The sequence below is a fragment of the Pseudomonas sp. FG43 genome, from assembly GCF_057809175.1.
This window is the reverse complement of sequence record NZ_JBMDJL010000023.1, coordinates 1-12,958: the sequence shown is the minus strand read 5'-3', so window position 1 is coordinate 12,958 and position 12,958 is coordinate 1. Positions and strand designations below refer to the sequence as shown.

The following is a 12,958-nucleotide window of genomic DNA, read 5'->3' as shown; positions in this document are numbered from 1 at the left end:
CACACATCTTTGAGGCTATCCATAGGAGTGACGTAATGTTTTCCAGGATAAGAAACGATGCCGTGATTGTCATCATCGACGATGTGGCCACCAATCTGCGGCTGCTGGAATCCTGCCTCCGTGCTTTCGGCATGCACCGATTCGAGACATTCTCCAACTCCCTTGAGGGGCTGCAGTGGTGTCAGGCCAATGACTGGGACTTGCTCCTTCTGGATATCGATATGCCAGCACCGGATGGTTTCGAGATTCTTGACCATCTGAACACCAGAGACAGAACGGCCTCTTCGATCATTATTGTCACGGCACTGAACGATCCTCAAAGTCGCCGTATAGGTCTTGAAAAAGGGGCCAACGATTTCATTTCAAAACCAATCGACCTGCCAGAAGTGCTACTCAGGGTACGCAGTTGCCTGGAGCTCTCACAAAGTGGTCGTCTTCTACAGAACGCCAAGCGAGAACTCGAACAAAAGGTTGAACAACGCACAGCCCAACTTCAGGAAAGCTACCGTGCCATGCTGAAAAGCCTGAGCCGTGCAGCCAGCTACCGCGATGACGACACAGGAAGCCATATCCTTCGCATTGGTGCATCAGCGGCCTTGCTGGCCAGAGCCATCGGCATGCCCAGTGCCTGGTGCGAACTGATCGAACAGGCAGCACCGATGCATGATGTTGGCAAGATAGGCATTGCCGATAGCATTCTGCAAAAGCCGGGCGCACTCACGACTGAAGAACGCCAACACATACAGACCCACGCTCGCATCGGTTATGAAATTCTTTATGACGCCAACGGTTCGGACCTGACAGACATGGCTGCAGAAATTGCGTTAGGGCATCACGAAAAATGGGATGGGAGTGGTTATCCATCCGGTTTGAAAGGAGAAGACATTCCACTGAGCGCAAGAATCGTTGCCCTGTGCGACGTATTTGATGCATTGCGCATGCCACGCCCTTACAAACAGCCCTGGACACTGGAGGCAACCACTGCCTACATAAAAGAACAATCCGGGCAGCATTTCGATCCACTCCTGACAGACATATTCTGCGGATTGCTCGATAAGGTCGAGAGACTCAGGCTGCAAGACCTGTCAACTCCCGAACAGTGAAAACCGTTCGGGACGCCACATGGCAGCACGAAATGAAAGCCCCGTTGCAAACAGCCATAGAGTGTCAGTCATTGCACAAATCGATTTTTTCTCCTTCCGATATATGAAAGGACAGACTGCAAGATAAAAAATGCGAACTATGCTGAAGACAAAAATGGAAAGCTGAAAGCGTCCATTACCGCAGAGTCGCATGACTGGTCATTCGCGAGTGGACAGGCCCAGTGGTCAAGAACCTGAGTATTCCCCAGCTACGCCCTTCCCTCTACCTCACACTTGCGGTCGGCATCATAGTGTCTCTGCTGAGTGCCTGGCTGGTGGACATACAGAACAGGAAATATGTCCTCTCACGCTTGACCAACGAAGCAGAAAGCCTCGCGCAAGCAACAGTAGAAAGAGTCGATCTCTATCAATACGGACTTCGCGGTGTACGAGGCGTAATCCTTACTGCCGGTGAAAACATAAACCGTGACCTGTTTTATCGCTACAGCCAGACCCGCGATATCAGCAAAGAGTTTCCCGGCGCTCGGGGATTTGGATTCATTCGCCGTGTGGCGACCGAAGAAGAAGCACTCTTTCTGGCCCGTGCCCGGGCAGACGGAAAAAAAGACTTCAATATACGAGAGCTCTCGCCCAACACAGGCGAGCGATACGTCATTCAGTACATAGAACCCGTCGATCGAAACCTGTCCGCGATAGGGCTGGATATAGCATCGCAAGACACTCGTCGCCAGGCAGCCCTGAGCGCGATGAAAACCGGGAAAACAACCCTGAGCGGCCCTATTACATTGGTTCAGGAGTCAGGAAAACCGCAGCAATCCTTTCTGATACTTCTTCCCATCTATAAAGACGGTAAAACTCCAGAGGATGAAAAAAACCGCGAAAACAGTTGCCTAGGTTGGAGTTACGCTCCGCTCGTGATATCCGAGGTGTTGGCCGGGATGAATATCGACCCACAAAGACTGACCATTACACTCAGCGATATCACCGAAGGTAATGACTCATCGCCTTTTTACACGACAGACAGAGCGCCCCATGAAACACCCGATGAGATCAAGACCGAGAAAACAATCCAACTATATGGGCGCATCTGGAAACTGACTACCGCTGCTCAGCCTGCCTTTGCCAGCAGTCTGAACCTGACTTCACCACGTTCAGTCATGTTGAGTGGGCTGTTGATCAGCGCCTTGCTGGCATTGTTAGCCAGCTTGATGGAAACGGCCTCCATAAGACGCAGACAGTACTCCAATCAGCAGGCCCGGATAAGCACCATCGTTGAAAGCTCAACCGATGCAATCATTGGCAAAGACCTTCAAGGGGTAATTACAAGCTGGAATCACGGCGCGGAAGTGATGTTCGGGTATTCCTCTGAGGAAGCGATAGGACAAACCATACGAGAGCTGGTCACGCCAGACGCTCTGGCCCAAGAAGAAACAGAAATATTATCCCGAATACTGGATGGCGATCGTTTTACCAATCACCACACCGTGCGACAGCATAAAGACGGTCATCTCATTGATGTTTCACTTAGCGTATCGCCCATCTTTGCTTCCGACGGTTCAGTATCCGGGGCCTCCAAAACCGTACGAAACATTTCCGAACAAAAAGCTGCCGAAGCCAGAATTCAGGATCTGAATGCCGATCTGGAGCGCCAGGTATCAGAACGAACAGTCGAGCTTGAAAAGCTCAATGTGCTGTTGGGCAGCATACTTGAATCAGCCTCGGAAATATCAGTTGTCGTCACCGACATGCAAGGCATTGTGAAGATCTTCAATCGCGGTGCCCAGAATATGCTGGGTTACAGTGCAGATGAAGTGATTGACCACTATACACCGAGCCTCTTCCACCTGGAATCAGAAGTAATAGAGAGGCAATCTGAACTGTCCGCGTATTTCCATAAACCTATTGAAGGGATTAGAACCTTTGTAGAGATTGCAGAACAGGAGGGATCGGAGACTCGCGAATGGACTTATGTTCGCAAGGACACCTCTCATATAAACGTATCACTGTCCGTCACGGTGGTCCGTCATCTTGACGGCAGTATTGTCGGCTATCTCGGTATCGCAACAGATATCACCTCACGCAAAACCTTCGAGAAGGAGTTGGCCAGCAGCTTGGCAACGACTCGTGCCATTCTGGCTACGGCTGTAAATCCAGTAATAACCCTGGATGGTGAAGGTATTTTAAAGACCTACAACCCTGCTGCAGAACGTGCATTTGGGTACAACGGCGATGAACTGGAAAGTATCAACATCAGGGAACTGATGCCCAGACTATTTACGGATCAGGGCGATACCCCTGTCAGTGACTTCCTCACCCGGCAATGTGTCGAAAACTATAGTTCTGGCCTGGAGGTTGGAGTATTAAGAAAAGAGGGCAGTTCATACCCGGCTCAAATGAGCCTGGGCATAATGGGCACCTCTGAAGACCCCATGTTTGTGGCAATCGTAGCGGACCTTACCGAGCAACGGCGACAACGCGACGAAATCCTTGCGGCTCACGACCATACGACATTGGCTGCAGAAGTCGCCAATCTGGGCATCTGGAACTGGGACCTGATCAAGGCACACCTTGAATTCAACGATCAGATGTACAAGCTCTATGCGCTCCCCATTGAACTGCAAAATGGCGGGCTGAAATATGAGCATTGGAGAGCCCGCGTCCATCCCGACGATATCGAAGAAACCGAACTTAAACTCAATAACGCCATACTGGGTATCGGTGTCTACGACCCGATATTTCGTGCACTTCTGCCCAATGGAGAAATTCGTTTCATCCAGGCAGCGGCGCGCGTTCATTACGATGCAACAGGAGCGGCAACACGAATAACCGGTATTAACCTTGATATAACCGAAGAAAGAAAGCTTCAAACCTCACTGCGAGAAGCCAAGGATCTGGCAGACGCCGCGAGCGCTGCCAAGTCATCGTTCCTGGCCAATATGAGCCATGAAATCCGTACCCCCATGAATGCCGTACTGGGCATGCTGCATCTAGTCAAACAGACCGATCTCAATCGGCGACAGGAGGACTACGTCACAAAAGCCCATTCGGCGGCAACGTCATTATTAGGCCTGCTTAACGATATCCTGGATTACTCCAAGATAGAGAGCGGAAAGCTGATTCTGGATATCCATGCGTTTACAGTGGACTCTCTATTGCAAGAGCTCTCGACCGTGTTGTCCGGCAATCAGGACGGCAAGAATGTCGAGATCATGTATGACCTGGATTACAACATTCCAGGCATCTTGATCGGAGACCGGATGAGGCTACAACAAATTCTCATCAATCTCGCAGGCAATGCGTTGAAGTTCACGCCTCAGGGCCAGATCACCATCGGCATCAGAGAGGTGCTCCGAAAACCTGAAAGCATTCGTTTGCGAATCTCGGTCAAAGATACTGGAATCGGTATAAGCGAAGCACAGCAACGCATTATCTTTGATGGCTTTACTCAAGCAGAGGCCTCCATTTCTCGCCGGTTCGGCGGTACAGGGCTTGGACTGGTCATTTCGAGACGCCTCGTCCAGTTAATGGGAGGGGAATTGCAGGTAAGCAGCACACTGGGAAAAGGAAGTTGTTTCTGGTTCGAGATTGACTTGGCCATTGACAGTGATAGCTCCCTGATTGACCTGTGCGGCACATTCAAAAGAGTCTTGAACATCCTGATCGTGGACGACAATCAAGAGTCCGCCGTTTCTCTGACACAAATGATTACAGCGCTTGGATGGCGAGCAGAATGTGTCAACAGCGGACTCAAGGCTGTGGAGCGAGTTCGCGAAGCCGGTTTTAAAAACCGGCATTACGATGTCGTGTTGATGGACTGGCAAATGCCAGAACTTGATGGATTGGAAGCCGCCAGAATCATTCAAGGCATGACAGATGAGCCGGGAATCATAATGATTACGGCCTTTGGCAGCGAAGTATTGGCCAGGGAACAGAACAACCTTACTTCTGTTTTTTCGGATGTTCTGGCAAAACCCGTGACCCCTTTCCAGTTGAGCAACGCGATAACGAGAGCACTCGAAAAACCCTCCGCCCCTGTCAGCGCCATAGAGAAAAAGAACAAGAGTCTGGAAGGTGTCCGCGTACTGGTCGTGGAAGATAACTTTTTAAATCGACAGATCGCCTCCGAATTGCTGGCAGCCGAAGGTGCCGTCGTCGCAATGGCTACAGGTGGGCTGCAGGGCGTTCAAGCAGTGCTGGAGTCCAGACATCCTTTTCATGCCGTATTGATGGATATGCAAATGCCCGATATCGATGGGCTGGAAGCAACCCGCCGAATCCGCGATGACAAGAGATTCGCCACGCTCCCGATTCTGGCGATGACTGCCAATGTCACTCAGGATGATCAAGTGGCATGTTTGAGAGCCGGCATGAACGACCATATTGCGAAGCCCATAGACAACGAACGCCTGATTTCATGCCTGCTGAGCCATATTTCAAACGTTGCCCCTCCTCTTCATGGCGAATCAGGGACACCTCGGTTATCCGGCCCCGTCGTGGAAGAGAGAGGCTCTATTCTGGCGCGATTCGGCAACAACACTTCTCTTATCAGGCAGGTTCTGAGTAGCTTCCTGCCGAATACGGAAATTCAATTAACAGCCTTGGAAAAAGCACTACTCGATCACGATCTCACCGCAGCCCTTAACCTTCTGCATACCCTTAAAGGCAGCGCATCAACGATGGGAGCAAAATCACTCTCCGAACTGGCCGCCGAATCGGAAAAGTCGTTGAGATCCAGCGCACGCAACGAGGCAGCCCATACGATTTCTCATCTCGACATCCCAGCATTTCGCAAAGTGCTTCACGACAACGAGCAGGCTCTACAGTCCATGTTCCACGAAACAGAAAGCCCCCCCGCTCTTGTTGGTACAGCGTCAAACACCGAGGGCTGGGAAAGCAGACTGAAAACACTCAGAGGATTGCTTGGTGCTGGAAACCTCGACGTCCTTGAGCAGATCGATACGCTTACCCAAGGGATTCCCTTTATTGAAAAGTCTCAGCTTCAACTGCTCATCCAACGAATAAACGAGTTGGACTTTCGCTCAGCACTAAAAATTATCGATGACTACAGCCGGAAACCGGAAGAATGAATTTCATCCATGACGTGTGGGAACCCGGGATCATTGCCAGACCCAAGATTCTTATTGTCGATGATCAGGCAAGCAACATTTTAATTCTCAGGGAAATATTTCGAGAGTCCTGCGACATCATCATGGCGACCGACGGCCAGCAAGCGTTGACGTTGTCTGCCACTCAACTTCCGGATCTGGTACTGCTGGATGTCGTCATGGAGGGGACAGACGGACATGAAGTATGTCGTCAACTGAAAGAATCGCCACTGACACAACACATCCCCATCATTTTCGTCACCGCCAAGCGAGATGAACTCGATGAAGTACAAGGCTTTGAATTAGGGGCTGTGGACTTTATAACCAAACCCATCAACCCAACGATCGTCAGAGCCCGCGTCATTACTCACCTCACGTTAAAACTGCAAAGCGATCTTCTCAGGCGCAGTGCATTCACCGATGGATTGACAGGCGTTTCCAACAGGAGAAAGTTTGATGACATGTTCGAGCAATGCTGGCGTCAGAGTGAACGCAACAGCACTCCCCTTTCCCTGATAATGATCGATGTCGACTACTTCAAGCTCTACAATGACCGGTACGGCCATCAGGCAGGAGACCACTGTTTGAAGTCCATTGCCCACTCCTTGTCAGAACTGATCCGACGCCCTTTTGATCTACTGGCACGTTATGGGGGAGAAGAGTTCGTTTGCATCTTGCCCCATACCGATATTTCAGGAGCGGCCAGGGTAGCCGAATCCATGAAAGACGCTGTTGATGCCCTCGGGATGGAACACCTGAGCTCCGATATCGGGCAGAAAGTCACCATTTCCCTTGGAGTTGCCAGCACTATTGCGACCCCCGCAACAACACCGGATGCCTTTTTACGAGAAACAGACAGTCAGCTCTATATGGCCAAGAAGTCTGGTCGTCATCAGGTGGTCGCTGCTGGGGGGTGAACACCGGGTTTTAGTTTCACGCTCAAGGGCCAGAGCGGGCCTATGAAAAGCTGGCGGCATTATCGTCGCAAGCTCTTCTGCATGCCAGTGATCACAACTCGATACGCTCCACCTTGCCCACCAGCAGGATGTAGGACAGCGCGCCAATCAGCGCCAGTATGGCGATATAGGTAATTGCAGGCGCAAAGGAGTCGCCCGACGCCAGGAAGCCGATCACGATAGGTGTGGCAATGGCCGCCAGGTTACCGATGAAGTTGAAGGTGCCGCCGGTCAGCCCCAGCAGACGGGCCGGCGCCAGGGTCGAGACCAGTGACCAGGTAATCGATGCCAGACCATTGCCAAAGAACGCCAACGCCAGAAACGCGATCACCAGAGGCGTGGATTCCACATAGTTGGCACCGATGATCGATGTCGAGATCAGCAGACCGGCAATGATCGGTAGCTTGCGAGCCAGACCAATACTGTGGCCGCGACGGATCAGCCAGTCAGAGAAGAACCCCGAGCAGAGCACGCCGACAAAGGCTGCCAGAAACGGCAGCGACGCCAGTAGCCCGGACTTGATGAAGTCCATGCCGCGGTACTTGACCAGATAAGTGGGGAACCAGGTCAGGAAAAACCAGAGGGTCGAATTAAGGCAGAACTGCCCCAGATAAATGCCCCACAGCTTGCGCTGGCTCAGCACTACACCCAGGTCCTTCCAACTGAAGCCACGCTTCTGCTTTTCGGTATCGACCTGAATATCCACCAGCCCGCCACCTTCGCGGATCAGGTCGATTTCTTCCTTGTTGATGCCTTTGAAATCACGCGGTTCACGATACACCGCATACCAGATCACGGCCCAGAGTATGCCGACGCCACCGGTGACGACAAACACCATATGCCAGCCGTAATGAGCTTGCAGCCAGGCCAGTACCGGGGTCAGGAACGCCAGGCCGACAAACTGCCCCGAGGTGTAGAAACCGATGGCCGTCGCCCGCTCACGCTCGGGAAACCAGGTGGTGACCACGCGGCTGTTGATCGGATAGGCAGGCGCTTCAAGCGCACCCACGGCCATGCGCAGCACGAACAGCGCAATGAAACTCGCCGCAAAGCCCAGCATGACGGTAGCAATCGACCACAGCAGCAGCGCGGCGGTGTAGAGAATGCGCGGCGGAACACGATCCACCAGCCAGCCGCCTGGAAGCTGCATGGCCGCGTAGGTCCAGCCGAAAGCCGAGAAAATCAGGCCGACATGAACCGGATCGATGCCCAATTCGCTGGTCAAGGCCGGCGCCGCGATGGACAGGTTGCTGCGGTCCAGATAGTTGATCACCACCGTAATGAACAGCAGCACCATGATGAAGAAACGCTTGCGAGTAGGCGTGACTAAAGACGCCGCCCCTTCGAGAGTGCGGGTTTGCATGAAGATTGCCCCTTGTTGGATTTATGTGAGGACTGCGTTCTGCAATGCCTGATCGTGCAGCGCACAAGGGCTGCACGATCATTCAGATCTCCATCACCATTCGGCAAAGCTGCCGTCGGCATGACGCCAGATCGGGTTGCGCCAGCGATGACCGATGGCAGCACGTTCCTTGACGTACTCTTCATTGATCTCGATGCCCAGGCCCGGCCCGTTGGGGATCTTCACCATGCCCTTTTCGTAATCGAACACTTCGGGGTACTTCACATAATCCAGCAGGTCATTGCTTTCGTTGTAGTGAATACCCAGGCTCTGCTCCTGAATGAAGGCGTTGTAACAAACAGCATCCAGTTGCAGGCAGGCCGCCAGCGCAATCGGCCCAAGCGGGCAATGCAGCGCCAGCGCGACGTCGTAGGCTTCGGCCATATTGGCGATCTTGCGGGTTTCGGTGATACCGCCTGCATGAGAGGCATCCGGCTGGATGATATCGACGTAGCCTTCGCTCAAGACCCGCTTGAAGTCCCAGCGCGAGAACAGCCGCTCACCCAGAGCGATAGGCGTGCTGGTCAGTGGCGCCAGTTCCTTGAGCGCTTCGTAGTTCTCGCTGAGGACCGGCTCTTCGATGAACATCAGCTTGAAGGGGTCCAGCTCTTTCATCAGCACCTTGGCCATGGGTTTGTGAACCCGGCCATGGAAGTCCACGCCAATGCCGACATTCGGCCCGACCGCATCACGCACCGCCGCAACGTTGGCCAGTGCCAGATCGACCTTGTCGAAGGTGTCGAGAAATTGCAGCTCTTCGGTGCCGTTCATTTTCACGGCAGTGAAGCCTCGCCCTACGGCCTCTTTGGCAGCACGTGCGGTATCGGCTGGCCGGTCGCCGCCGATCCATGAATAGACGCGGATCTTGTCCCGCACCTGACCACCCAGCAGATCACTGACCGAAACGCCCAATGCCTTGCCCTTGATGTCCCATAACGCCTGATCGATACCGGCCAGCGCGCTCATGTGTACAGCGCCGCCACGGTAGAAACCGCCGCGATACAGCACCGTCCAGATATCCTCGATGTTGCGCGGGTCCTTGCCGATCAGGTAATCGGAAAGCTCCTCCACTGCCGCAGCGACGGTATGGGCACGGCCTTCGACAACCGGCTCGCCCCAGCCGACAACACCGTCATCGGTTTCGACTTTCAGAAAGCACCAGCGTGGCGGAACGATAAAGGTCGTGAGCTTGGTGATTTTCATGTGTGCAATTTCTCTCTTATTAGGTAGGGGAAGAAGCGCTCGGCGCGCCGGTCAGTTGGAAGTCAGTTCATGCCAGGCGCTGACGTAAGCCTTGGCGCGCAGCTCCACATCCGCCGCGCTCATGCCCGGCTTGAACAGCCCGGAGCCCAGGCCAAAGCCTTTGACGCCAGCATCGAGGAAGACCTTCATGTTCTCCGGCGTAATGCCACCCACTGGCAACAGCACCGTTCCGGCTGGCAATACCGCCAGCCAGGCCTTCACCACCGCAGGCGACATTTGCTCGGCCGGAAACAGCTTGAGCACATCGGCGCCTTCGGCCAGAGCCGCAAAGGCTTCGGTCGGCGTGGCGACACCTGGCGACAGGAACAATCCGGCAGCCTTGGCCGCACGCAAGACCTTCGGGTCGCTATGTGGCATGACAATGACCTGACCGCCCGCCTCCTTGACCTGATCGACCTGCTCCGGTGTCAGCACGGTTCCGGCACCGACCAGACAATCGGCAGGCAGGTACTGGCGCAACAGAGTGATGCTGTCATAAGGCTGCGGCGAGTTGAGCGGCACCTCGATCACCCGGAAACCGGCCTGATACAAGACCTCGCCAATGGCTGGAGCTTCTTCGGGACGCAGGCCGCGCAGAATCGCGACCAGTCCGTTTTCCTTCAGGGCTTGCTTGAGCATTTCACACCTCGTAGGGATCTGTTGAAGGTCCGGACGCGATAAGGCCGGCCTGAACGGCCACTTGCCACAGGCCTCTCTCGGTCGCCTGCATAGCTGTGGTCACCTGATCGAAACCGCAAGCCGTAAGGCCGCGTGTGTAGCGTGCGCAAAGCGACTCGCTGCCGATCAGGATCACGGCAGGCAGTTGCTTCAGGCTTTTTTGCTGGATTCTGGTCAGGGCATCCAGCTCATGCCCGATCAATAGGCCGGACAGATAGTCAGGCTGGGCGCTGGCATCAAGCTGGCCGGTCAGGCCCAGGGTCCGGGAACTGAAAATGGTCGAGAGCAGACCGGACGCGCCCTCTGGCGACAGGGCAATGGACAGCCCGCAGTCGAACGCATTGGTATCGAAGGTTTCGCCGGGCCGCATGGTGCGGCCGAGAATGGTGTGCCCGCACAAGGCGGCGTATACCTCGCCGGTCATGAAGGTATCGAAATGGACGATGCAGCCTTCAACCACACGCACCCATTTGGAGTGGCTGCCGGGAAGACCGATCAACAGCGATCGACGGGTCGACTCCTCATCAAGCGAGGCAAGTACGCCAAGCACCTGGGTTTCTTCACCACGCATCACATTGGGCAGGGTCGAGCGCTGCAATACACCGGGGATGATATGGATATCGACGCCGCGCAGGCTGCGCACGGTCTGCAAGGCTGCGCTCAGTTCACCGACGCTGGCCGGAGTTTCCCGGTACACCGCCTCGCGCCAGCCCTGGGCACTGCCCACCATGCCGCAGGCAATCACCGGCAGATCCGGTTGCGCATCGAGCCAGTCGCCACAGGCCTGATCAAAGGCCAGTTCAAAACCATCGCTGCACATGGCACCTGCGATCAGCCGGGGAGTATCCGGCAATTGCATGATGCCTGCGCTCAAGGAGCGTTGTTCCAGGACCTGGCCGTGTTCGCCAAGTCGATAAGCACGAAGTGAGGTTGTCCCCCAATCGAGCGCGATCAATTGCGCCGCCATCGCTTCACCTGTTGTTTTTTTAAAAGTGAGTGCGAGGCGGACTATAAGCCCATCGAACGATAAATCTCAATATGTAATTTTCAATCCCATATATAGGGATTAATTTAAACCCTGCCTTGCGTCGTAATGCGCTAACGTTGGTAACGTCTCTCTAAATACCCTTTCCCTCGGCAGCCTTGCCGCAGTGGTAACGTGCCCGACATATCGACGCCCCATCCCTCAGCACTGCCCTCCTGCGCTGTTTGCAGCCTCAAACGCCCTTCAAGGAACCCAAGCCATGAAGCGATTTCTTGTGCTCGACAGCTTTCGCGGGCTTTGTGCCCTTGCGGTGGTCCTGCATCACTTTCATGCAACGCAAAGCGTCACTGAGCTGCCGTTTTTCCAGCACGCCAATTACCTGGTGAATTTTTTCTTCGTGCTCAGCGGCTTTGTGCTCTATCACATCTACGCCGACCGACTGGGCAGCACCGCACAGCTCAAACGATTTGTGATTGCACGCATCTGCCGCCTGTACCCGCTGCATCTGGCGACCCTGCTAGCGGCTCTGCTGTTCGAGTTCCTGAAGCTGGCCGCCGAACAACAGGGCATCCTTTTTGCCGCGGGCAGCTTTACCGGCCCCAGAGCTGCCGAAGAAATCCTGCCCAATCTGTTGCTGCTGCAATCCTGGTGGCCTGGCTTCAATCAGCTGTCGTTCAACTTCCCGTCATGGAGCATCAGCGTCGAGTTCTATCTGTACCTGCTCTTCGCCCTGATTGCCGTCGGGATACCAGGGATGTCGCGGCAGATATTCGCGGCCATCGCTGTTCTGGCTTTCGTCGCGCTGTACTTCAAAGACACCTTCTTCAACGAAGGAGCACTGACAGGCCTGGCGTGCTTCTTCAGCGGAGTAATGACTTATCGGTTGTATGCAAGATTCAAAGGCTTTGAGTTCCACAAAGGCTGGGCGACCTTGCTGGAGGCACTGAGTCTGGTTGCGGTGTACATGGCGATCACCTACAGCGGCCCCTCGCAGAACATTTCCCTGAGCCTGCTGTTCTGCTGGGTGATCGGTCTGTTTGCCTTTGAGGCTGGCGGGATTTCGCGAGGGCTGTGTACCCGGCCATTCAAATGGGCTGGCACCCTGTCCTTTTCGATCTACATGACTCACACCATCGTGCTCTTCTCCGTGACGACGGGCCTGATGCTGTACGGCAAGATCACCGGACAGGAACTGTTGATCGACATTCCGAGTGAAATCCCGGGCGTTGCTCTGCGCTACATCCACACACAAAGCATGGCGCTCGACAATCTGATCATTGCGATCAGCCTGGGGATGGTATTGCTGCTGTCGATGCTGACGTACCGCTATATCGAGCTACCGGGCATTGAACTGGGCAAGGCATGGGGTCGCAAGGTCACGGGTACTGCCGACGCCCGAGCACAACACCAGGAAACGGCCCCCTGAATCGCAGTGTCTAGTCCTGAAATAGGTTTACACCTGTTTCAGTCTCAAAACGCCCGATGCA

Annotated in this window: 8 protein-coding genes; 4 read left to right on the top strand and 4 right to left on the bottom strand. The window is 54.3% G+C overall.

The window, feature by feature from the left end:
- Positions 1-35: 35 nt before the first annotated feature.
- From ACODS3_RS22470 to ACODS3_RS22460, 3 genes are all read left to right on the top strand, one after another.
- Complete coding sequence (locus tag ACODS3_RS22470; RefSeq protein WP_304575397.1) at positions 36-1,103, top strand: HD domain-containing phosphohydrolase; 1,068 nt, start codon at positions 36-38, stop codon at positions 1,101-1,103.
- 221 nt (positions 1,104-1,324) lie between these two features.
- Complete coding sequence (locus ACODS3_RS22465; RefSeq protein WP_489036334.1) at positions 1,325-6,190, top strand: PAS domain S-box protein; 4,866 nt, start codon at positions 1,325-1,327, stop codon at positions 6,188-6,190.
- Positions 6,187-7,125: a diguanylate cyclase gene (locus tag ACODS3_RS22460; protein WP_201020418.1), complete on the top strand. Its 939-nt coding sequence runs from the start codon at positions 6,187-6,189 to the stop codon at positions 7,123-7,125. The genes ACODS3_RS22465 and ACODS3_RS22460 overlap by 4 nt, the downstream gene beginning before the upstream one ends.
- 91 nt (positions 7,126-7,216) lie before the next feature.
- Here ACODS3_RS22460 and ACODS3_RS22455 read toward each other — a convergent pair whose 3' ends face one another.
- From ACODS3_RS22455 to ACODS3_RS22440, 4 genes are all read right to left on the bottom strand, one after another.
- Positions 7,217-8,527, bottom strand: a complete 1,311-nt coding sequence (locus tag ACODS3_RS22455; RefSeq protein ID WP_201002584.1) for an MFS transporter — start codon at positions 8,525-8,527, stop codon at positions 7,217-7,219.
- A 93-nt stretch (positions 8,528-8,620) separates the two neighbouring features.
- Entirely contained in the window at positions 8,621-9,769 is a 1,149-nt protein-coding gene (gene dgoD / locus ACODS3_RS22450) for a galactonate dehydratase (protein ID WP_489036331.1), read from the bottom strand.
- Between the two features lie 51 nt (positions 9,770-9,820).
- Complete coding sequence (locus tag ACODS3_RS22445; RefSeq protein WP_304575395.1) at positions 9,821-10,447, bottom strand: 2-dehydro-3-deoxy-6-phosphogalactonate aldolase; 627 nt, start codon at positions 10,445-10,447, stop codon at positions 9,821-9,823.
- A gap of 1 nt (position 10,448) precedes the next feature.
- Entirely contained in the window at positions 10,449-11,453 is a 1,005-nt protein-coding gene (locus tag ACODS3_RS22440) for a 2-dehydro-3-deoxygalactonokinase (protein ID WP_489036329.1), read from the bottom strand.
- A 277-nt stretch (positions 11,454-11,730) separates the two neighbouring features.
- Between ACODS3_RS22440 and ACODS3_RS22435 the strand changes: the two genes are divergently transcribed.
- Positions 11,731-12,897 carry an acyltransferase family protein gene (locus ACODS3_RS22435; protein WP_201020421.1) on the top strand — a complete coding sequence of 389 codons (1,167 nt, stop codon included), beginning with the start codon at positions 11,731-11,733 and terminating at the stop codon, positions 12,895-12,897.
- Positions 12,898-12,958 lie beyond the last annotated feature (61 nt).

Bases quoted from the DNA above. Each gene is read 5' to 3' on its own strand.
- ACODS3_RS22460 (WP_201020418.1), top strand. From the start codon at position 6,187: ATGAATTTCATCCATGACGTGTGGGAACCCGGGATCATTGCCAGACCC.
- ACODS3_RS22445 (WP_304575395.1), bottom strand. From the start codon at position 10,447: ATGCTCAAGCAAGCCCTGAAGGAAAACGGACTGGTCGCGATTCTGCGC.
- ACODS3_RS22455 (WP_201002584.1), bottom strand. From the start codon at position 8,527: ATGCAAACCCGCACTCTCGAAGGGGCGGCGTCTTTAGTCACGCCTACT.
- ACODS3_RS22435 (WP_201020421.1), top strand. From the start codon at position 11,731: ATGAAGCGATTTCTTGTGCTCGACAGCTTTCGCGGGCTTTGTGCCCTT.
- ACODS3_RS22470 (WP_304575397.1), top strand. From the start codon at position 36: ATGTTTTCCAGGATAAGAAACGATGCCGTGATTGTCATCATCGACGAT.
- dgoD (WP_489036331.1), bottom strand. From the start codon at position 9,769: ATGAAAATCACCAAGCTCACGACCTTTATCGTTCCGCCACGCTGGTGC.
- ACODS3_RS22440 (WP_489036329.1), bottom strand. From the start codon at position 11,453: ATGGCGGCGCAATTGATCGCGCTCGATTGGGGGACAACCTCACTTCGT.